This window comes from Desulfobulbus elongatus DSM 2908 (assembly GCF_000621145.1).
Lineage (GTDB): Bacteria > Desulfobacterota > Desulfobulbia > Desulfobulbales > Desulfobulbaceae > Desulfobulbus > Desulfobulbus elongatus.
On sequence record NZ_JHZB01000003.1, the window covers coordinates 172,464 to 194,820 of the forward strand.

The 22,357-nt window shown below is 56.3% G+C and carries 19 protein-coding genes; 12 read left to right on the forward strand and 7 right to left on the reverse strand.

Annotated elements, in window-relative coordinates:
- Positions 1-260 precede the first annotated feature (260 nt).
- Positions 261-557, forward strand: a complete 297-nt coding sequence (locus tag Q362_RS0102805) for a type II toxin-antitoxin system Phd/YefM family antitoxin (RefSeq protein WP_245590135.1) — start codon at positions 261-263, stop codon at positions 555-557.
- Positions 547-831 carry a type II toxin-antitoxin system RelE family toxin gene (locus Q362_RS0102810; RefSeq protein ID WP_028317445.1) on the forward strand — a complete coding sequence of 95 codons (285 nt, stop codon included), beginning with the start codon at positions 547-549 and terminating at the stop codon, positions 829-831. Before Q362_RS0102805 ends, Q362_RS0102810 begins: the two co-directional genes overlap by 11 nt.
- Before the next feature lie 371 nt (positions 832-1,202).
- Here Q362_RS0102810 and Q362_RS0102815 read toward each other — a convergent pair whose 3' ends face one another.
- From Q362_RS0102815 to Q362_RS24710, 4 genes are all read right to left on the reverse strand, one after another.
- Positions 1,203-2,024, reverse strand: coding sequence for a hypothetical protein (locus Q362_RS0102815; RefSeq protein ID WP_028317446.1), 822 nt, complete (start codon positions 2,022-2,024; stop codon positions 1,203-1,205).
- Entirely contained in the window at positions 2,021-2,833 is an 813-nt protein-coding gene (locus Q362_RS0102820) for an ABC transporter permease (protein WP_028317447.1), read from the reverse strand. Before Q362_RS0102820 ends, Q362_RS0102815 begins: the two co-directional genes overlap by 4 nt.
- The gene (locus tag Q362_RS0102825) at positions 2,823-3,575 is read right to left on the reverse strand and encodes an ABC transporter ATP-binding protein (protein ID WP_028317448.1); all 753 of its coding nucleotides are present in this window, start codon (positions 3,573-3,575) and stop codon (positions 2,823-2,825) included. The genes Q362_RS0102820 and Q362_RS0102825 overlap by 11 nt, the downstream gene beginning before the upstream one ends.
- 386 nt (positions 3,576-3,961) lie before the next feature.
- Positions 3,962-4,735: a type IV pilin protein gene (locus Q362_RS24710; protein ID WP_281172862.1), complete on the reverse strand. Its 774-nt coding sequence runs from the start codon at positions 4,733-4,735 to the stop codon at positions 3,962-3,964.
- A gap of 203 nt (positions 4,736-4,938) precedes the next feature.
- On the opposite strand from Q362_RS24710, the gene Q362_RS0102835 reads away from it, so the two are divergent.
- From Q362_RS0102835 to Q362_RS0102880, 10 genes are all read left to right on the forward strand, one after another.
- Positions 4,939-6,468 carry a sensor histidine kinase gene (locus Q362_RS0102835; protein WP_028317449.1) on the forward strand — a complete coding sequence of 510 codons (1,530 nt, stop codon included), beginning with the start codon at positions 4,939-4,941 and terminating at the stop codon, positions 6,466-6,468.
- A gap of 7 nt (positions 6,469-6,475) precedes the next feature.
- The gene (locus Q362_RS0102840) at positions 6,476-7,843 is read left to right on the forward strand and encodes a sigma-54-dependent transcriptional regulator (protein WP_028317450.1); all 1,368 of its coding nucleotides are present in this window, start codon (positions 6,476-6,478) and stop codon (positions 7,841-7,843) included.
- Between the two features lie 320 nt (positions 7,844-8,163).
- A complete protein-coding gene (locus Q362_RS21930; RefSeq protein ID WP_051553545.1) occupies positions 8,164-8,688 on the forward strand; it encodes a GspH/FimT family pseudopilin in 525 nt (174 codons plus the stop codon).
- A 10-nt stretch (positions 8,689-8,698) separates the two neighbouring features.
- The gene (locus tag Q362_RS0102850) at positions 8,699-9,415 is read left to right on the forward strand and encodes a PilW family protein (RefSeq protein ID WP_169737351.1); all 717 of its coding nucleotides are present in this window, start codon (positions 8,699-8,701) and stop codon (positions 9,413-9,415) included.
- A gap of 2 nt (positions 9,416-9,417) precedes the next feature.
- Positions 9,418-9,876 (forward strand): type IV pilus modification PilV family protein, encoded by a 459-nt coding sequence (locus Q362_RS0102855; RefSeq protein ID WP_169737352.1) that lies wholly within the window; start codon positions 9,418-9,420, stop codon positions 9,874-9,876.
- Positions 9,877-9,920: 44 nt separating this feature from the next.
- Positions 9,921-10,544, forward strand: coding sequence for a pilus assembly PilX N-terminal domain-containing protein (locus Q362_RS0102860; RefSeq protein ID WP_028317453.1), 624 nt, complete (start codon positions 9,921-9,923; stop codon positions 10,542-10,544).
- A 42-nt stretch (positions 10,545-10,586) separates the two neighbouring features.
- A complete protein-coding gene (locus Q362_RS21935; protein WP_157469844.1) occupies positions 10,587-15,968 on the forward strand; it encodes a pilus assembly protein in 5,382 nt (1,793 codons plus the stop codon).
- Positions 15,969-16,374: 406 nt separating this feature from the next.
- A complete protein-coding gene (sat, locus tag Q362_RS0102870; protein ID WP_028317455.1) occupies positions 16,375-17,655 on the forward strand; it encodes a sulfate adenylyltransferase in 1,281 nt (426 codons plus the stop codon).
- A 114-nt stretch (positions 17,656-17,769) separates the two neighbouring features.
- Positions 17,770-18,888, forward strand: coding sequence for a 3-dehydroquinate synthase (gene aroB / locus Q362_RS0102875; protein ID WP_245590137.1), 1,119 nt, complete (start codon positions 17,770-17,772; stop codon positions 18,886-18,888).
- Between the two features lie 479 nt (positions 18,889-19,367).
- Positions 19,368-19,865, forward strand: a complete 498-nt coding sequence (locus tag Q362_RS0102880; RefSeq protein ID WP_028317457.1) for an FmdB family zinc ribbon protein — start codon at positions 19,368-19,370, stop codon at positions 19,863-19,865.
- Positions 19,866-19,966: 101 nt separating this feature from the next.
- On the opposite strand, the gene Q362_RS0102885 is transcribed toward Q362_RS0102880, so the two are convergent.
- From Q362_RS0102885 to Q362_RS0102895, 3 genes are all read right to left on the reverse strand, one after another.
- Entirely contained in the window at positions 19,967-21,310 is a 1,344-nt protein-coding gene (locus tag Q362_RS0102885) for a sigma-54-dependent transcriptional regulator (protein WP_028317458.1), read from the reverse strand.
- Positions 21,288-22,043 carry a sensor histidine kinase gene (locus tag Q362_RS18825; RefSeq protein ID WP_245590138.1) on the reverse strand — a complete coding sequence of 252 codons (756 nt, stop codon included), beginning with the start codon at positions 22,041-22,043 and terminating at the stop codon, positions 21,288-21,290. The genes Q362_RS0102885 and Q362_RS18825 overlap by 23 nt, the downstream gene beginning before the upstream one ends.
- The coding region (locus Q362_RS0102895) for a transposase (RefSeq protein ID WP_028317459.1) at positions 22,040-22,357 on the reverse strand (318 nt) is incomplete at its 5' end. The genes Q362_RS18825 and Q362_RS0102895, both read right to left, overlap by 4 nt.

Below are 22,357 nucleotides of genomic sequence, written 5' to 3' on the forward strand. Positions count from 1 at the left end.
AAGGGAAAACCCTTTGCCGGGAACGAGGGGGCGGGCAGAAACAAGTGAACCCGATCATCGCTGGCTCCATTAGCCCGGTCAGTGACACATTGTACCGCTGAAGAGCTCTCCGAGCCTCCTTTTCTTTAATTTTTATGAGACACTCCCACCTGTCCGCTAAACGGTAACCCCACCGCCCATGAGTAAGCGGAACACCTTGGCAAGACCTCTTAAATGGTTTATTTTTAGGTCATCAACAAGGCCTTTCGAAAAAAGTCTGCATGACGGCAACCACAACGGAAAAACAAAAAAAGGGGAAAGCAATGGTCACAACGCACCATATACTTGCGGAAATCAGCGCCGGGGTCTCCGAACTGAAAAAGAACCCGATGGCTGTCGTGGGGCAGGGGGAAGGGGCACCGGTGGCGATTCTGAACCGGAATGAACCGGTCTTCTACGCAATTCCCGCAAAAACATTCGAATATATCTGCGACATCCTCGAAGATGTCGAATTGCAGGCCATCATCGAGAAAAGGAAGAATCAACCTGAAATAAAGGTCGATCTCGATGAGCTATGAACTGAAGTTCAAAGAAGAAGCCCTGCATGAATGGCGCGGCCTGGACAGATCCATCCAGGAGCTTTTCAAAAAAAAGCTCAGGGAACGGCTGATAACCCCGAAAATACCAAGCGCAAAGCTCAGAACAATGAGCGATTGCTACAAAATAAAATTGAAAGGCCCCGGATATCGACTGGTGTATCAGGTCAGGGACAATGCATTGGTGATCGTGGTCATTGCCGTTGGCAAACGCGATAAAAATCAGGTGTATAAAATTGCCAGCAGCAGGATTTGAAACGAGGGGTTTTCGTTTTTCGAATGAGTTTTGTCCACCGGTCAATTCCGGGCGGATGCCAGGAAGTCCAATTCGTTATTTCAACGAGCGGAGCGAAAAATTTTTCTGGCGCGCCGAAATTTCCGGCGTTTCGCTCCTTGAAATGACAAATCGTACCCGCTGTCAACACGTTCCCCTCCATCTGTTCCGCCAAGATTGGGTTGAGCCGTTGGTGCTGAGCGTAGCGAAGCCCAACATTTGATCGTTCCAACGCTCCGGCGTTGGAACGTAGCCGGGAACGCTCCCGTGTTCCCCTGACAAGACGCGGGAGCGTCTTTGACGGGTTCCCACGCTGGAGCGTAGAAACATCCAACTTCTTCCGTCAGTCTATCCTACTTTAAATGCGGGCGTTTCAGACCGACGTTCGGCGGATTCCAGGTCAGTTCGAACGCTTGGCCAAAGGAGGGGAGGGCATGGAGAAATTCGGGAACCAATTCGTCGAGCGCGCCGGGGTAGCGATGATGGGTCGAAAAAAAGTCATTAACCGCCTTCTGCACTTTCACCGCCTGCCGGAACATATTTAATTCTTCATAGTAACGTCTTTTTATCCCTTCATCGTCGGTGCTTTTCACCATGGCCTGGAGGGAAATGATGGCCGCCTGCAACTGCCCTCCCTGAGCCGCGAGTATAACGGCCAAGTGGCCGAACATCGGTGGTGCCTCCGGGAGAAGGCTTGCCTGCCGGAAGACCTCGGCGGCCTGGAGCGGCTCGTCCAGGTAGCGAAACAGATTGAATCCCTGAAAAAAAGGATAGACCAGGCTGGTGGGGTAGGCGTCTCTGGCCGTTGCCAGGATGTCGTTGGTTGCCCGCGCGAATTCCGGGGTCACACTGGTCAAGTTGGCCTGCGCAAAATAATAAGGGTCGACGAATTGAGGATAGAGCGCAGTGATCTGTTTGTAATTATTCGCCAGCACCGGCGCATAGGTATTCGGGTCGGTCCCGAGTTTGAGACCGCCGAGAAAGACCGAGGATTGGACAAACAGAATCTCGCTCGCCAATTGATGCAGATAGCCGGTGGTAGCGCGAAGGAAGGTGGCTGCCGGCACCGGCTGTAAGGTCGTGGGTCCATCCTGAAAGAGCTTTTCCTGAGCGAGAAACACCAGGCAGTAGGCCGCAAGCAGAGGGATGAACAGCAGATGGTGGGTCAGCCTCATTGCAGGTCCCTCCGCTGGTAGACCAGGGCAGCGGCCCAGAGCGCGACGGTCAGATACAGAACCAGCATGCCCAGGTCGGTGGCGAATCCTTGAAAGCTGTTAGCTGCGGCTTCGCTGGTGATCAGGGCCTTGAAATCGAACCGACTGAAATCGGGAAACAGGGCGGTCAGCCATTGGAGCAAGATCGGAAGAGATGTCGAGGTCAGGTCCGGTCTGTCGGAAACTGCTTCCCGGACCACCGGCAGGCCGGTGCAGATGAAGTAGTAGGAAACCGTGAGCAGGAGCACCGGAAAGCCGCCCCGCACCAAACCGGAGAAGAGCATGATGATCGCCAGGATCATCAACTCCATGCACAACAGGCCGGCCCAGGAAAAGAGATAGTGGATGGGGGAGAGGTGAGCAAAATAGGTGAGCTTTATAGAACCCTTGATGAGCGCGAGCACGCCGTAGCCAAGCACGCCGAGAATGACGTTGAGCAAGACAAGGAGAATCGCCAGGCCCAGAAAGGTGCCCAACACATATTGGGTGCGGGAGATGGGCCGGGCCAGCAAGGTATGGATTGTCCGCCGCTCCTCGTCCCAGGCCATGACCTGCACGGCGTGGAACAGGAGAAAGAGAAAGCCGGTCAGCCAGCCGACGGAAAGAATGAAATCGGCCGAGGCCCGGCCGATGTCCCGGGGGATAAAATCCATAAACAAAAGACCGCCGGCTTCCAGGCCGAAAGCGAGCAGAACCAAACCGATCAGGGCATTCCGCCTGAGGCCGTCGATCAGCACCAGACGCGCCAGGCTCCAAATTTTACGCAGCATGATGGCCTCCCTCGACGCTGCCGACGAGTTGCAGAAAGGCCGTTTCTATCGTATCCGCCTGCTGTTGGGCCAGCAGGTCGCGCGGCGGGCCGGTGAAGAGGACGATGCCCTTGTGGAGAATGAGCAACTGGTCGGCCAGGCGGTCCACATCGTCGAGGATATGGGAACAAAAGAGGATGGTCTTCCCTTGTTGCTTGAGTTGCTGAATCAAGTCGATAATCTGGCCCCGGCCAATGGGGTCGAGGCCGCTCATCGGCTCGTCGAGAATCAGAAGTTGCGGATCGTTCAACAGGGCGAGAACAAAGTTTGCTCGTTGCTGCATACCCTTGGAATAGGCGCGTAATCGTTTGTGCCGGGCTTCCCACAGGCCAAGTCGGTTCAGCAAGGATTCGCTCCGTTCCTTCCAAATGGTGCTGGCCATGCCGCAGGTTGCGGCAGTGAAGCGGACCAGGTCAAGTATGGTGAGATTTGCGGGAAAACTGGCGGTCTCAGGCAGGTAGCCGATCAGATTTCGTTGACTGAGGTCGGAGGCTGGTCGGCCGAAGACACGGATAGTCCCTGTGTCCGGCCGAATGAAATCCATGAGCAAACGGATGGTGGTGGACTTGCCGGCACCATTGGCGCCAATCAATCCCAAGGTCTTTCCTCTTGTTAATGAAAAGGAAATATTTTGAATTGCCGTGGGCGCAGGACGAAAAAGCTCCTTGTTATATCTTTTCCAGACGTTTTCAAATTTAATCATAAAGAAAAGAGCGTAACTAATAAATATGATGGGTATTTTTATATTTCTTGCTACCAGTTCAGCGGCTGGTTATGGGATCGAAATTTGCCTCTTATTAAGGCGGTCATTAATCAGCGTACATTTTCTAGTCCTCCGGTCTTACGATTAAACGGTAATTCAGCCTATTGAGCATGAACCGTTTGCCAAACATGATTCCAATGTTCGGTGATTAACGTACTCATTAATAATAATTGATTGCCGCATGATAACGAATGGGCCAATAACAAAAAATACCAAATTTTATTCATGCTAACTTGATAATTATATGACGAAAGAATGAAATTGAGAAACAAAAAAAGAGGTGCCGTTCAATTGAACGGCACCTCTTTTCCAAGAATAGTTGTGTGTTATTTTACGCTATAACCTGCAACACCGGTGATATCGTCATCCAAAGTGACAGGATCAGGAATAGTTGAGTTACCTACCTCAAGAGCTACTCCTACACCTACGGCAGCAAGCTGCGCTTGATACGTTTTATCTGCATCAGAGTCAATGGCAAATATGGTATCTCCCTGCAGATGTTTACCAGCAGCAACATATGTGGAGGCATTACCTGCGGCAGCAGCAGCAGGAACCACGTCAGTAACAGCAAAAACCTGCACGTTATTGCTAACAGAGATCTGTACGCCATGAGGATTGCCGGCGAAATCAGCCGTTTGAATCCCGGAAACATCGGTTGCATTTACGGGCACAGGAACACCAACTGCCGGAGCAGCTGCTACGAAAGGTGCAGCCATGGATGCCGTGGTACCATATCTCTGCCAATCGGCAAAAAGGGCTGCCTCAGAAGTAGACAAGTTCTTTGTGTCACTTAAAGCGGAAGAGTTGAACCCTCTAATACGATACTGAGCAAACTGCGGGATGGCGATTGCCGCCAGGATACCGATGATCGCGACAACGATCATCAATTCCACCAAGGTGAAACCTTTTGCATTCCGTACGATGTTCTTCATTGCTTTCCTCCAGGAAATGGGTTGGGGGTACTGCTTATAAAAACCATGATGCCGCCTACAATTCATCATCTGTGCCAGAATGGTCGCATGCTTTTCTTTGTTTTGTAAAAACAGAATGTTGCCAGCTCGTTTTCTCCGAGAGCGCAAATCTGACCCGTCCAAATCCATGTTTTTCCCCAACCCCTGATGACAAGCGGGAGAAATAAATTGACATTTTTTGTCACCCGGTCTCTCCTGAAAAGAGAATGGCAGAGGTGGATATCCTGCCGAACCGGGAAGATACGGAGCCCGCAGCCATTCGTTGGGCTTCCTTTGTCAGCCCAACCTACGGACTACGGACTCGCATTTTTTCGTAACGGAGTGGCGTTCCCGTGAAACGAATCAAACTCACCCTGGGCCTTTGGCTGCTGCTCCTTGCCGGAGCGAGCATGCTGGTGACAAATTTTGTCATCTTGCCGTTCTGGGCCATGGATGTCCTGGCGCGGGAAACTCGACATCTGCAGAGACTGCTTGCCGCCGTGCCTCCATCCCAGGGAAAACAATCTTCGCTGCCGCCCACCCTCGGGGCGTTGCTTGCCGACGCGCCCGAAGGTTGTGTCTTCTGGAATGAAACGCATTATTCCGGCCAGCACCAGGACACATTCTGCCAACAGGGACTGGCCGCCTTGGTGACCATGGCCGCGCGAACCGGGACGGTGCAAACGACGGTTGCCTCGCTTTCCCCGCTCGATCTGCTCAGCCTGCGCCATCTGTATGTGGCCGTGCCGGCAGCGTCCGCCGGCATCGCTGCCGCCGGCATCCCGATTGCACAGGTATTCCATCCGCTGTGGGCCAAGGAACAGGTGATCGCGGTCTATCTGGTTTTCAATGCGGTCGTCCTGGCGGCGCTCGCTTTTTTTCGCCTGCTGAAGGCATACGTGCTGCCGGTCGACAGGATGGTGCAGTCCGCTGAAAATTATCAAAGCGACGGCCTGCATCCCTTTCTCGCCGAGAAGTCGGCCAACGAGCTGGGGCAATTGTCCCGCTCCATCCAGGCCATGGTGCAGCGGATCGAGGCGGACAAGCACAAGCTGACCGAAGCGGTGGGCGAGCTGGCGGTCAAGAATTCGCTACTGGAAAAAAATCAGCGGGAAATGATCCGGGCGGAAAAGCTGGCCGCTGTGGGCAGACTGGCGGCCGGCCTGGCCCATGAGATCGGCAATCCACTCGGCGTGGCGCAGGGGTATCTGCAATTGCTCGGCATGGAGCAGTGCACGGAACAGGAACGCGACGAGTACACCGGCAAGGCCCTGCGGGAACTGGAACGGATGGACGGCCTGATCCGGAGGCTGCTTGATTATGCCCGGACCGGCCAGGGCGCGCCGACCCTGTTCGATGCGCATGCGTTGCTGGCCGAGATGATCGAGGATCTTGCCGTGCAACCTTTCCTCAAGGGGATGGCACTCGAATTCACGCCCCAGGCGGAGAGCGGCGAGGTCTGCGTGGACCGTGAGCAACTGCGGCAGGTTATATTGAATGGCGTGCTCAACGCCGCCGATGCCATCGATGCCGCCGGCCGTCGGGATTCCGGGAAGATAACGATCGCCACGACCCGGGAAAATGCACCAGACAGCGGCCCGCCCGTGCTGCGCATCACTATTGCCGATAACGGCATCGGCATCCCGGCGGCCCTGCTCGATGCGGTCTTCGATCCCTTTTTCACCACCAAGGAACCGGGCGCGGGCACCGGGCTCGGGCTGTCCGTGTCGCTGGCCCTGGTCGAGTCGATGGGCGGACGCATGGAGCTGCGCAGCCAGGCAGGCGAAGGAACCGCGGTGCTGATCGCCATTCCCCTGGCAGCGAAAGAGGCATCAGCGGAAAGCGTCGGTCCGGGAAAGGATGAAACCGAATTGAGAACGTGATGGTGCCATGGTGAAGACAATTCTTGTGATCGATGACGAAGCCAATATGCGGCACATGCTGAGCGCCCTCCTGACCAAGCAGGGCTACCGGGTCGATGTCGCGGCCAACGGCGCCGAGGGGCTCGACTGGATAAGCCGGTCCGCCTATGATTTTGTCCTCTGCGATCTGCGGATGCCGGTCATGGACGGCATGACATTTCTGGAGCGGGTGCAGAATAAGGGCTGCGCCGCCACCGTGATCATGATGTCCGCCTACGGCACCATCGACCAGGCCATCGAGACGGTCAAGCAGGGGGCCTACGATTACATTTCCAAGCCGTTCAAGCTCGAGGAAATCCTGCTCGTGCTCCGCAAGGCGGAGGAACGCGAGCGGCTGCGCCTGGAAAACAGGGAGCTGAAGGCGCATATCGACGCCATCGACGGCCAGCGGGCCTTCGGCGGCATGGTGGGCAAGAGCAAGGCGATGCAGGAGGTCTTCCAGCTCGCCGACAAGGTGGCGCGATACAATACAACCGTCCTGATTACCGGCGAATCGGGCACGGGCAAGGAACTGGTCGCCAGGGGCATCCACGCGGCGGGCAAGGGTGGCGAGGCGCCGTTCGTGGCCGTCAATTGCGGTTCCATTCCCGAACAGCTCCTGGAGAGCGAGTTTTTCGGCTACGTCAAGGGCGCCTTCACCGGTGCCGACCGCGATAAGAAGGGGCTCTTTGAGGAGGCGGATCAGGGGACCCTGCTTCTCGATGAAATCGGCGAATTGCCGCTCGACTTGCAGGTGAAGCTGCTGCGGGTGCTGCACGAGGGCGAGGTCAGGCGGGTGGGCGCGGTCAAGAGCCGGAAGGTGGAGGTCCGCGTGCTGGCGGCCACCAACAAGGACCTGCCCGATCTGATTGCGCGGGGGCTGTTCAGGGAGGATCTCTTTTACCGGCTGAACGTGCTCAATATCCACATCCCGCCGTTGAGGCAGCACAAGGAGGACATTCCGCTGCTCTGCCGTTTCGTTCTGCACAAGTGCGCCGCCCGTTTGGAGGTCGGCATCCAGGACATCGCGCCGGCGGCCATGGAACTGCTGATGCGCTACGATTGGCCGGGCAATGTCCGCGAACTGGAAAACGTGCTGGAACGGGCGCTGATCCTTGCCGACAAGCATATCATCCTGCCCGAACACCTGCCGGAGCACTTGGGCGTGCACGGGGAACGCCGCCGCCTCGACGACCTGCTGGGAACCTATTCCCTCAAGGAAGCGAAAGTCATTATGGAAAAACGCCTGATCGGCCGGGCCATGGAGGCCACCGGCGGCAACAAGAGCAAGGCGGCCCAGTTGCTCGAATTGAGTTATCCTGCCTTGTTGGCCAAGTTGAAAGAGTATGAGTGGTAAATAAGATTATAAAAGCGAAGTGGTATGGAAAATAATTTTATAGTTGCGAGATCGTGAACGATGGAGGGAGAGAGCTGCTTTCTTGTAACTGTGTGTAATGGATAAATAAATATTAATTTCTCCTGCTGGCAGATTTCTTGCTATGGCGAACGGCAAGGCCTCTGCCGGAAACAGATGTTTCCTTTCCCCGTGATGCTGACCGCATCTCCCCTTACCGGACATATCGTTTCGGACACACGACAAGGCCTTGTTTGTACGTAAAATCAGCCTGGGAAACCGGGAAACGACCGTTTTCAAACGACAGGAGTGTTGAAGGCATCATGAAGGACCACCCAACAATCAGCAGGATGCCCGGCGGGTTCACCCTGGTGGAATTGATGACCGTGATCGCCATCCTCTCGGTGCTCGCCGCCGTTGCCTACCCCTTGATCAATGCCTCGCTGCCCAAATACCGCCTGCGTGCCGCCGCTCGGGAACTGGTGATCGATTTCAAGAGGGCCAAGGTCGAGGCCATCAAGCGGAATCGAAACGTGCTGATCCAGTTCACGCCTGTTGCCGCTCCGGCAGTCGGCGGTTCGTACACACTCTGCGCCGATGACAACGGCAACAACGCTTGCGATGCCGGCGAAACAATAATCTCCCAGGTTGCCATGCCAAAGGGCGTTCGCTTGCGGGAACCAGACGGAGGATCTGCAGAAGGGAATAAATTCCCAAATAATACTGCGGGATACAATGGGCGCGGTCTGCCGTGGAATAATCAATTGGGTTCTATCATCATGACTACTGCCGACACATCGAGATGGTATAGAATCTCTCTGTCAATGAGCGGCGCTGTTAATATGTAATACGATGATTATGCGTACAAAATTGACTTGTAAGGCTTCGTTTGCGATGATGAATCGGACCGACATGGATCGATTGAGGCAACAAAAAGGGTTTACCCTGGTCGAACTGATGATCGCCATGCTTGTCGGCGGCGTGGTGATGGCGGCGGTCATGACGTCCTTCCTGTCCCAGCACGAAACCTATCTCGCCCAGGACGAGGTCGTGGAGATGCAGCAGAACGCCCGGGTGGCCATGGATATGCTGACCCGCGACATTCGCACCATCGGCTACGATCCCGGTGGCGATTTGGGCGCGGAACTCACAACCTTGGGTATTCAGGGAGATGGTACAGCCTCAATTCTTACCTTTACCCGCGACGATGGTACGGGTGTGCTGGAAACAATCGAATACTCTCTTTTTGACGCCTATGTCACAACGGGACGGAATGATGGCAAGGTGGACGATTTGGCGCGAGAGGAGGATGGTGGGGGCAGACAGGTTGTCGCTGAAAACATCAGCCAGCTCGAATTCCGCTACCTCGACGAAGATGGCGATCCGACCAACACGTTGAGCGGTGTCCGTGCCATCCAGGTTTCGATGATGGTGCAGGCCACCAACCCGGCAACCAAATCGCCACCCCCGCCGCGAACCTATACCACCCCTTCCGGGGCCACCTGGACTTCGGACAACGGCTATCGAAGTCTTTTCCTGACTTCAACCGTCCACTGCAGAAACCTCGGTTTATGAACATGAAAACACGATCTTGGAAGGATGCCGCCGCCTCGCAGGAAGGTTTTACCCTCATCGAGGTGCTCATCGCCATTGCGCTACTGACCATCGGCATCTTTGCCGCCGGTACCATGCAGCTCAGCGCGCTCAGTGGGAATTCACAGGCAAAACAGCTCCTCCACTCAGTCGTTTGGGGAGGAGATCGGCTCGAAGGACTGATGGGCAAGCCCTACGACGATACGGAGTTGCAAGAAAAAAAAGATAAATCAATCGTTGTCGCCGGGCTGGATTATACGGATGTCGGCGCCAACACCGCCGATTACAGCGAAGTCGTCGACCCGAATTTCACGGTTTTCTGGAACGTCGCGGACGATTACCCGATTTTTGGCTGCAAGACGATCCGGGTGATCGTCAGGCGAACCGATCAGGGGATCGCGAAGACCATGATCATGGATTTCGTCAAAATGAACTCCATCTGACGCGCGGTGCCATACCTGCGCAGAACAACATTCCTTGGGAAACCATGAACAACGAAAACGGATTTGTCCTCGTCGGCGCTCTGCTGATCATGACGCTGCTGGTGCTCATCGGCATCTCGGCCACCACCAGTTCAGTCCTTGAATTGCAAATATCCGGGGCCGACCGCATTCATGCGGAAACCTTCTATCAGGCCGATTCCGGGACACAGATTGCCGTGCGCCTCATCGAGGAAAGTCTGGGGGCGACGGAAGGGTTTACCAATCTCACATCGGACGGTGGTTTTGATGTCTTGAAAGATCCTGACCCCGACATTGCCAACAGCACCATTGTCATCGGGACCAAGGATTTATGGAGAAACGAAGGAGTGCCCGACGAACCAACGGACGCTGACCGCGACATCGCCTATTTTCCCGAGGGATTCAATCCGGCGGCCGCTGATGCGAGCCTGCGGACCAATGTAACGCTTGCAGGGTTGACGACTACGGTGGAGGGCGAGGGCCTGCAAATGGTGGCGGGATACGAAGGCAAGGGCAAAGGGACCGCCGGCGGTGGCGGCAAGATCACCTATACCATACATTCCAGACACTTCGGCAGATCGAACAGCGAAACCAATATTCAGGTCGCGTGGCTGCATGTGATTGGTCTTGAACTGGAAGGCCGGTATTAACGGCCGGATTGATTGCGGATGGAGCATAGATAAGGAGAAAGAATGAAAGCTGCACGAGGTTTGCTGCAAACAATAGCCGTGTTGAGTCTGTTCGCCATGGGGCTGATTCCGGCCCGGTCATCGGCCGAGGTCTCCGCGTATACCAATAGCAATTTCGCGAGCATTCCGATCAACCTGACCAGCAGCGACGTCGCTCCGCTGGTGATGCTCAACGCCTCGCGGGATCATCAATTATCCTACAAGGCCTACACCGATTATGCCGACCTCGACAGCAACGGCGAGCCGGAGACGACCTACACCGATACCATCGAATATTACGGCTATTTCGACACCAAGAAATGCTACACCTACAGCACCGGCTACAACCGTTTTGTTCCGGCCGCACTCGCTACCGGAACGAACGGCCATTATTGCTCGGGGCAATGGAGTGGCAACTTCCTCAACTGGGCCACCATGACCCGCATGGATGTGGTACGGAAACTGCTGTATGGCGGCAAGCGTTCCACCGATGAGAGCAATCTGACCGTGCTCGAACGCCAGTATCTCCCCATGGATGCCCATGCCTTTGCCAAATATTACAACGGCAGCGACATCAACCAGTTGACGCCGTTCACCGGCATTGCCACCACCCCGCCACAAGCATCCAGTTCGAGTTCCGTTTCCATAACTGCCAACGCTGATAGAACGTTCAACACTTCGCTTTCGGCTCAGCTTGGCGACCAGATCAAGGTGTTCAGAACCGATTACGAATCCACCCATTGGATGATCGGTGGGGTGAAAAGTGTCGATAGCGGAAAAATCACCATTACCATTCCTGCCGGCGGTTCTCAAGGCAGTGGTAGTTACAGCAAATGGACCTTGCAGAACCTGAGCCGAACCGGCATCTCTTTTTGCAACCTGACAAAAGGCGCCACATCCGGGAGCAATCAATACTCCCAAACCAATACCAACCCGCCGCTTATCCGCGTGGCCGAGGGTAACTTCGCTCTCTGGAGCGCCAATGAAAACCACCAGTGTTATTGGTCTGGAGAAAAATCCAACCTGCAAAGCAGTTTTGGAGGGTTCAGGAGTAACGGAAATAAGTCCTATTTGTCTGGACTCGATGCCAGCGCCGAAAATCCTTCCCAAACCGATCATGGTTTGGGCGCGGGCAGCGGCAAGGGTGAATATGTCGTTCGCATCGAAGTTGCCAATAAGGACTGGCTCGGCCAGGAGAAGTATAAAAAATACGGTTCCACCTATAAACCCATCGGTCTTTTGCAGGTGTACGGAGAGACCGACCAGATCTACTTCGGCCTGATGACCGGATCCTACGCCAAGAATGTCTCCGGCGGCGTGCTGCGCAAAAATATCAGCAGCTTTGCCAACGAGGTCGACAGCGCTAATGGAGCCTTCAAAGACGTTGACGGGATTGTGCACAATTTCGACAGATTGCGAATGTACGGCTATAACTATGCCTCAGGGACATATATCGAAAACGACGCATGCAACTATCAGCAGACCGGATTCGTCCTCTCGGGCGGGTCTAATGCTCAAGGATATCCGGCTAACCAGGGAAATTGCAGCACCTGGGGCAACCCGATGTCCGAAATCTATCTGGAATCGCTCCGGTATTTGGCCGGGAAAACAGCTAGTTCATCGTACACATACGGAACTGGCACCACCAAGGACAAGACCTTGGGATTGACCGTGGCCTCGTGGTCCGACCCGCTTTCACAGACAAATTACTGCGCGCCGATCAATGTCCTCAATTTCAACGCCAGTGTTTCCGGGTACGACGGCGATCAGATGACGGGTTGGACGGATATATGCTCCTCCAAAACCGCAGCCGCCTTGACCAGCGAAGTCGGCGTGGGTGAATCCCTGGATGCAGCGGGAACAAATTGGTTCGTCGGCAGCAATGGCGTGACCGACAACGAACTATGCACCGGCAAGTCGATCGGCTCCGGTTTCGGCTCCTTTGCCGGTTTGTGCCCCGAGGCCCCGACGCAGCAGGGGACCTATCTGCTCTCCGGCCTGGCCTATTACGCCAATACCAACCGCATCCGCACCGACCTGACCGTGCATCCATCGAGGGAAGACTCGCGTGATCTCATGGTCAGCACCTACGGCATTGCCCTGGCCACCAATGTGCCCAAAATCGAAGTGTCGGTTGGGGACAAAAAGGTCACCATCCTGCCGGCGTACCGGCTCAACGTGAACAACCGCGTCGGCGGCGGTACCCTGGTCGATTTCAAAATCATCGAGCAGACCGAAACCTACGGGAAATTTTACGTCAACTGGGAAGACAGTGAGATGGGGGGCGACTATGACCAGGATATGTGGGGCACCATTGAATATACGGTGAGCGGCAATCAGATCACGATCACCACCGACGCGGTCTCCGCCTCCACCTCCAACCCCCAGGGATTTGGCTACGTCATCAGTGGTACTAACAAGGATGGCGCACATTTCCATTCCGGTATCTATAACTTCTACTACACCGACTCGACCGGCGTGGCCGGGTGCAGCAATTGCGTGGTGGACGACGCGGCAACATCGGTTACCTATACCGTGACCGGTTCCTCGGCCGGCCTGCTTGAGGATCCCCTCTGGTATGCCGCCAAGTGGGGCGGATTCATTGATAGCAACAACGACGGCAAGCCTGACAAGCAGGAAGAGTGGGACGAAACCAACAATAGCACCGGGGCTTCGGGCAGCGACGGCCTTCCGGACAATTATTTTTATGCGTCCAATCCGCTACAGCTCGAAAACGCGCTCAACAGAGTTTTTCTTGATATCCTCAAACGTGCTTCTTCGGGAACGGCGGCCGCGGTGGTTTCCAACAACGTCAGCGGGGTGGGCGCGCTGTACCAGGCGTTTTACGAGCCGGTGCGCCAGGACGCCGCCAACAACAAGGTTTCCTGGCTGGGCACGGTGCAGGCGCTCTGGCTGGACAGCTACGGCTACATGCGCGAAGACAATGGCGATGCCAAGCTCGGAGGATACAATACCGATCCGGTGATCGAACTCTATTATGACGATACAGCCAACAGGACCAAAATTAGGCGGTATACCAGCACCAGGGACGACGAATACACGCCGCATTACATGCAGGGCAAGGTAACCGCCTATGATGCCGCCACTGGCAGCGTCACCTTTACGGTCAAGGAGATGAGCGGCACGGTGCATGCCACGTTCAACAATTGGACCGTCTACAATCTCACCACCGGCGACAGTGGCAGCAGTTCGACGGACGCGACCATGCTCGCGGTCGCCGATCCCCCTACGGCCACAACCGTCACGGTTGCGCCAACCTCAAACTGGCTCAAGGTAGGCGACACGATCATGATCGCCCACTTTGAATTCACCACCGACGACCTGGAAAAAGCCAATACCCTGTGGAACGCGAGGAAGCAATTGAGCCAGATCGCAACTCCCGAGACGCAAAGGGCTTTTGGAGGCACGGCTGATACGGGCCGATTCGTCAAAACCTGGATCGACACGAATGGCAATCACGTTGTGGATGCCGGGGAGTTCGTCAATTTCGACAACGCATCCATCGGTTCCGCCAACTTCGGTTTTTTTGACGTAGCCACGGCAGCCGAAGCGAAAAATATCGTCGATTATATTCGAGGCAAGGAAATCAGTGGCTATCGCAACCGGACCATCGATTATGACGGCGACGGCACTACCGAGGTCATCCGTTTGGGGGACGTGGTCAACTCCACGCCCACCATCGTTGGCTCGCCCCAGGAAGGATTCGACCTTCTGTATAGGGATGCCTCCTATGCTGTCTTCAAAAAGCAGTATACCAAACGGCGGCAGGTGCTCTATGTCGGCAGCAATGACGGCCTGTTGCATGCGTTCAACGGTGGCTTCTACGATTCGAAAACGAAAGCCTTTCTGGTCAATGGTACTGACCACAAAGGAATTGCCGCGACACAACATCCGCTGGGGGCGGAAATATGGGCTTATGCTCCCATGAATCTTCTCCCCCATCTCAAATGGCTCACGAAAAACGACTATCAGCATGTCTACTACGTCGACGGCAAACCCAAGGTCTTTGATGCCAAAATTTTTACGGAGGATTCCGACCATCCCGAGGGATGGGGTACGGTGCTGGTTGTCGGCATGCGATTTGGTGGTGGTGCGATGACGGTGGACACCAAAGCGGACGGTCTGTCTTCCGACACCGATCCCGATGACAACAGGGAGTTCCGCTCCGCCTACATCGTCATGGATATCACCAATCCCGAAGTCGAACCCAAGCTGCTGGCCGAGATTCAGGTCCCCGACGGGAGTTTCAGCACCCCTTACCCCGCTGTTTTTGCGGTAAAGGATAAAGATTCGGCAGCGGATGCCAACAAATGGTTTCTCGTCTTCGGTTCCGGACCCAATGACCTGGCTACGGCGGGCAGCACCGGCAACGCCAAATTGTTTGTCTTCGATCTCGATGAAATTGCCATGCCGGGTTCCAGCGGCAGCGCAACCACCCTCAGCAATTGCGCGAAGGAGCAGGTTGGCACCAGTGGCTCGATGTATATTCTTTCCTGCGACACCGGAGTTGCGCAAAGTATGGTCGGCGATCCGGTGAGCGTTGACTGGAATCTGGATTACAAGGCCGACGGCGTCTATTTCGGAACGGCCGGCGATGACAAGGCCGACAGCGGACGCCTGATGCGCCTGGATGTCAAGAGTGAGAGCAATCCCGATAACTGGATCGCTCCGACTACGGTTATCGACGTTGCCCAGCCCGTACTGGCTGCGCCCACACCGGCTCAGGACCCGGACGATCAGAAATGGATTTTTTTCGGTACCGGACGGTTTCTCGTTTCCGATGATCAATCGAGTATCGCCACCCAGTCGATCTATGGGGTGAAAGACTCCGGGACGGAAGTGGCAAAGACCACCCTACTCGATACGAGCGATGTGGCTGTGGAAACCAATGGCAACCTGACCGGTGTGTATGGCGTCTCGACCTTTAAGGCTCTGAACACCGAAATGTCTAAAGAAACGTACAAAGGCTGGTATTTGAACCTCCCCCCCATTCAGGGGGTTGCCGGTATTTCGCCTGCAACAAGGGTGATCAATTCTTCGGCGTTGTCGGGCGGAGTCCTGTTCAGCACCGCCTACCAGCCAAGTTCCGATAAGTGCACGGGTGAGGGCGTCAGCCGGTTGTACGGCTTGTATTATCGTACCGGCACAGCGTATCCGGATCCTGTGATCCTGGGCACGATCTTGGTGAACGGCAAGGAAGTCTCAAGCCCCTACCTGGAACTGGGGCACGGCTTTGCCACCACGCCCTCGCTGCATAGCGGTGAAGGCACAGGGGATACCGCTGTCACCGTGTTCACTCAGCTCTCCACCGGAACAATTATCCGGACCGAAGCCAAGACGGTTTACGGCGTTCGCAGCCGGATGGAATCCTGGAAGGAAAATTGAACGTGCTCCGGTGGGATGATTCGGAAAAATTGTCATCATTCTATTATGGGAGAGAACCCCATCAAGCAAATAAATGAATCAACTTGTCGGTAGAATCTTTTCAGCTTGGGAAACTCCGGGAACAACAGAAACAGTCTGATCATCGCCGAGCAACGACTTGACAGCATGACACCCCGATGTCTCAAATCTCGGGGTGTCATTCATTTATGGGAGAGATCGTTTTCATCATTTTCCTTGATCATTTTCATGAGTTTTTTTTCTTGACTTCCGGGGCTCTTCTTTATAAATATCGGCAAAAGACTGAATGCTGGTTCAGTTTTCCCGTAGGCCCGAAACCGGCATATCTGCCCGGAATAAAAGCAGGTTAAATGTTCTCACAAAGAATACAACCAGAGAGGAAAAAAGTATGAGCTCAAAATTGGTAGCACCCCACGGTGGAAAAGGTCTTGTTTGCGCCTTGCTTGAAGGTGCCGCTCGTGAAGCAGAACTGAAGAAAGCCGCTGGGTTGAAGCAGGTTGAAGTGACCGATCGCGCCAAGGGCGACCTGATTATGATGGGCATTGGTGGATTTTCCCCGCTGAGCGGTTTCATGGCCAAGGCCGATTGGAAGGGCGTTTGTGAGAATTTCCAGATGGCTGACGGTACCTTCTGGCCGGTGCCGATCACCCTGGATGTTTCCGCTGCCGATGCCGCTGCTATCAATGTCGGCGATGAGATCGCTCTGGTTAACAAAGGCGTGACCTATGCAACCATGAAGGTCACCGAGAAGTTCGAAATGACCGAAGCCGACAAGCGGTGGGAATGCGAGAAGGTTTTCAAGGGCGAAGGCGAAGAGTCTGCCGGCGACAAGTTCTGGGAAGTCGCGCCCAAGGATCATCCCGGCGTCATCATGGTCATGAACCAGAAAGAGTTCAACCTGGCTGGTCCGGTGAAGGTTCTGTCCGAGGGCGAGTATCCGAAAGAGTATCCGGGAATCTACCTGAAACCCGCCGAGGTTCGCGCCATGTTCGATGAGCGTGGTTGGGCCAATGTCGCCGCTCTGCAGCTGCGCAACCCGATGCACCGCTCCCACGAGTTCCTGGCCAAGATCGCCATCGAGGTTTGCGACGGCGTTCTGATTCACAGCTTGATCGGTAACCTCAAGCCCGGCGACATTCCTGCCGAGACCCGTATTGAGGCCATCAAGATCCTGATCGATCATTATTTCGTCAAAGAGAACGTCATCAACGCCGGTTATCCGCTGGATATGCGTTATGCCGGTCCGCGCGAAGGCCTGCTCCACGCCACCTTCCGTCAGAACTACGGCGTCAACAACATGCTGATCGGCCGCGACCATGCCGGCGTCGGCGACTTCTACGGCCTGTTCGAGGCACAGCAGATTTTCGACCGCATCCCGAAAACCGGCGATCCGGCCAAGGATCTGCTCTGCAAGCCGATGAAGATCGACTGGACCTTCTACTGCCACAAGTGCGACGGTATGGCTTCGCTCCGCACCTGCCCGCATACCAAGGAAGACCGCGTTATCCTTTCCGGCACCAAGCTGCGCAAGGCGCTGTCCGAAGGCCAGCCGGTGGTCGACCACTTCGGTCGCGAAGAAGTTCTTGTTCTGCTGCGCAAGTACTATGCAGGTCTGACCGAGAAGGTCGAGGTCAAGATGCAGGGTGCCGCTTCCGGCTCCAAGATGTAAACGATTTCAGATCAACTGAAATTTTCAGTACAGGGAGATGTCGCCTGAGGCGGCATCTCCTTTTTTATTGCAAATCGACGAATGGTACGGTAGGGACGGGAACATCGATTCGCGTTGAACACAGCAATGAACGGCGAGGGCAGGGTGGAGCAGACGATTCAGGTTGGCTTGGACGAGCGGAGCTATCCGATCACAATCGGCACGGGCACATTGGGGCGCATCGGTTCGGCGTTGGCCGCAGCCGGCCTTGCCAAACGGTACGCCATCATCAGCGATGACCGGGTGGCATCCCTCCAGGGCCAGCACCTGCTGGACATCCTGTACCAGGCCGGTCTTGTCGGCGAACTGATTACCTTCCCGCACGGGGAAGCGAGCAAGCACTTGGCCACCGTCGAACAGTTGGCGAGCAGGCTGGCCGAACGCGGTTTTGACAGAAAGGACGGACTCGTCGCCTTGGGGGGCGGCGTGACCGGCGACATTACCGGCTTTCTCGCCTCCATCTACATGCGCGGTATTCCGTTCGTGCAGGTGCCGACCACGTTGCTGGCGCAGGTGGACAGTTCGGTGGGCGGCAAAACCGGGGTCGATCTGCCCCAGGGAAAAAACCTGATCGGTACCTTTTACCAGCCGCGGGCCGTATTCATCGATACCGAGGTGTTGCGCACCCTGCCGCAAGAAGAATTTCTGGGCGGCATGGCCGAGGTGATCAAGTACGGCGCCTCCATCGATGCGGAATTTTTCTCCTGGCTCGAACGGCAGCGGAAGGCGATCCTGGCGCTCGATCCCGCTGCCATCGTGCCGATGATTCGGCGGTGTTGCGAGCTGAAGGCCCAGGTGGTCGAACAGGACGAGCGGGAAGGAGGCCTGCGCCGGATCCTCAACTTCGGTCACACCATCGGCCATGCCGTCGAGGCGGCCTCGGGATACCAATTGATCCATGGTTTCGCCGTTGCCATCGGCATGCGGGCCGCGGCCGAACTGGCGGTCCGCAGCGGCATGGCCGATCCCTCGGTTGCCGCCGGGATCGATCAACTGCTGCGGGCGTACCGTTTGCCCACCGAGATCCCCGCCGGATTCGACCCCGCCACTTTGCGGACGTACCTGAGCATCGACAAGAAAACCGTTGGCGGCCGCATTTTTTTCGTCCTGCCCGAGCGCATCGGCGCGGTGCGCATCACCGACCAGGTCAGGGAGGCGGATATCGACGCCGTGCTGAGAGGCGAGTTCTTGTAAATTTCTGAAGACGTTATCCCATTGCCGCTGCGAAAATGGAGAGTGCTTTTTGTCATATAAAGACAGAGCCTTTTTATGACAGCAACAATCCTGGATGATGATAAAAGGTTGCGGGATAAAAAATCTCCAGTGCAAGGCCGCCTGTTTGTTGCATTGCCCTGTCTGGCGTTTCATGCCATGCATGCCCGGCCTGAACCGGGGCGACCTATGGCGCGGCTTCGGCGCTCCCGTAAGGATTTTCTGGAAGCTCGTAGCCGTTGGGTTGCCCCGCCCGTTGGATTGAGCGGTTGGCGCTGAGCCATTCGTTGGGCTTCCTTCGTCAGCCCAACCTACGCTTAACGCGAAGATAGTACGTGGTTGTTGGCTTGATCGGTAGGTTGGCGCTGAGCGCAGCGAAGCCCAACGTTCAGGTGAATATTATGCCTTAGTTGTTTGGGCGGCGGAATTATCCTTCCATTTTGTGGAGTTTCTCAACGGTCATGCCGATCTACGAATTTTTTTGCGACCAGTGCAACACGGTCTTCAACTTTCTCTCTCGCCGACCCAATACCGACAAGCGTCCGGACTGCCCCAAATGCGGCAAGCCGCACCTGCAGAAGATGATGTCCGCCTTTGCTCCCATCGGTAGAGCCAAGGAGACGGATGCCGACGATCCGTTGGCGGGAATGGATGAGGCCAAAATGGAACGGGCCCTTGCGGGCTTGATGCGCGAGTCCGAGCGCATCAACGAGGACGATCCCCGCCAGATGGCCAAGCTGATGCGCAGCTTTGCCGAGACGACCGGGCTGAACCTGGGCGCCCCGATGGAGGAGGCCATTGCCCGCATGGAAACCGGGGAAGACCCGGAGCACATCGAGCGGGAGATGGGTGACCTGATGGAAGGGGAAGAGCCCTTCAGTTTTGAGACAATGAAGAAAAAGGTTGGGTCCGGCGTGCGACGGCCTCCCCGGCACGACGACCATCTTTACGAGTTGTAAGCCATTCGTTGGGCTTCCTTCGTCAGCCCAACCTACCGCCGAACCGGACAGCGGGATGGGTTGAACCGTTGGTGCCGAGCGCAGCGAAGCCCAGCTTCAGCTCACAGCTCGATGCCGTGCAGTTTCATTTTCTCCCACAGGTTTTTCCGGCTGATGCCCAGGGCACCGGCGGCCTTGGTCCGGTTGCCGTTGCAATGGACCAGGGCCTTGAGAAGGCATTGCTTCTCGGCACTGGCCATGGCCTCGCTGAGCGGCATGGCGACGGCTCCGTCCGCCGTCTGGCGGGGCGCGTGCAGATCGGCGGGCAGATCGGCCCGGCTGATCACCGGACCGGGCGACAGCACCGAAACCCGTTCGATGATATTTTTTAACTCCCGCACGTTGCCGGGGAAGTCATAACGCAGCAGGCACTGCATGGCTTCGTCCGACAGCGACAGCTCCGTGTCCCGCTTTCGGCTGAATCCCCGCAGAAAGTGGTTGACGAGAAGCGGAACGTCCTCGGTGCGCTCCCGCAACGGCGGCAGGTGCAGCGGGATGACGCTCAACCGGTAGAGCAGGTCCTGGCGGAATCGCCCGGCCTCGGCCTCCTGTTTCAGATCCTTGGCGGTTGAACACAGCAACCGCACGTCGACGCGGATCGTCCGTGTCCCACCCAAACGTTCGCATTCCCCCTCCTCGATCACCCGCAGCAGTTTCGCCTGCAATCCCAACGGCAGATCGCCGATTTCGTCCAGCAGCAGGGTGCCGCCGTCGGCCAGCTCGAAGCGGCCGAGCTTTTTGGCGTGCGCGCCGGTGAAGGCCCCTTTTTCGTGTCCGAAGAACTCCGACTCCAGCAAGCCTTCCGGAATGGCTGCGCAGTTGATGCGGATGTACGGTTTGTCGGCCCGACGGCTGGCCCGGTGCAGGGCATTGGCCGCCAATTCCTTGCCGGTCCCCGATTCGCCGCTGATGAGCACGGTGGAATCGGTGGGGCCGATCTGGTTGATCAGGGCGAATATTTTCCGGATGGCGGCGCTGTTGCCGATGATGTCCTGATGCTCCTGGCGGCAGCGGTCCTCCAGCGAGGCACAGCGGGCCCGCACGGTCTGCATCTCGAAAATACGGTTGATCCGGATGATCAGATCGTCCATTTCAAAGGGTTTGAGAATGTAGTCGGCGGCGCCGTGCCGCAGGCAGGCAATGGCATCCTCCACCGAGCCGTAGGCGGTCATCAGGAAAATGTCGATGAACGGCGAGTGGCGGCGGGCGCGTTCCAGCAGTTCCATGCCGCCCATGCCCGGCATGCGGATATCGGAGAGGATCAGGTGGTAATGCTTCTGTTCCAGCCGGTTCAGGGCCTCGCGACCGTTGACCGCGACATCGACCTGCCATTTCTCGCGGCGCAGGCGGTCGTGCACGGTGATGCGCATGATTTCGTCGTCTTCAACCAGCAGAATCTGTTGCATGCATGTTTCCCTGTTGGGTTGTGGTGCTGTCGGGAGTGCTGTCCGTCGGGGAGAGGCATTGACGGTCAACGGGCAGGGCGACGATGAAGGTGGTGCCAGCGTCCGTCCGGCTGTGGACGTCGATGCGGCCGTTGAGGCGCTGGACCATGGCCAGGGTGACCGCCAGTCCCAGGCCCGTTCCCTCGCCGACCTCCTTGGTGGTGAAAAAGGGGTCGAAGATCCGGTCCTGGATCTCCGCGCCGATCCCCGTGCCGCTGTCCTCGATGGTGAGCACCATGGCCCCGTTCTCCTCCCGGCTGGCTATGGTGAGGCTGCCGCCTTTGGGCATGGCCTGGATGGCGTTTAAGGTGATGTTCATCACGATCTGTTTGACGACTTCGCTGTCGATGCAGCAGGGTTCGTTGAAGCGCAGGTCGAGGTTGACCACGATGTCGCGCAGCCGGTGTTCCAGCAACTCCAGGCAGTCGAGGATGATGGTGTCGATGTTGGCCTGATGGATGCGCAGGGGGGCGGCCCGGCCGTAGTTGAGCAACTGGCGCATGGTCAGTTCGATCCGTTTCAGCCCCTTGTGCAGCAGGGCAAGATACCGTTTCTGCAGATCGATGTTGTCCGGTTCCTCCTGCATGGTCTTGACGCAGTTGAGCATGCCGGCCAGCGGATTGTTGATTTCGTGGGCGATGCCGGCGGTCAGTTGTCCGAGGGCCGCTAGTTTTTCGGCTCTTCGTCGTTTCAAGTGGATTTGACCAGATTTTGTATCGGGGCGGCCAGCAGATAAATCATGCAGATGAACGTGTCATCGTTTCTGTATCCTCTGGCCCTACACTTTGCTGCTTGGAAGATGCCGTTGAGCGCTTCTATCCTGGCGTTGTTGTGGCCTGATACCCAGCGCGCAAGGATGGCTTGGCGATGCTTATCCACCGTTTTCAGTGCGTTGCGGACTGGCTTGAGGAGGTCGATATCCGTAACCAGCTTCAAGGCAACATTGATGAAATTGGTCAGTCGCCATTGTGCGCCTCGCATCGAAGTTGCCTTGCGCACCCAACGGAG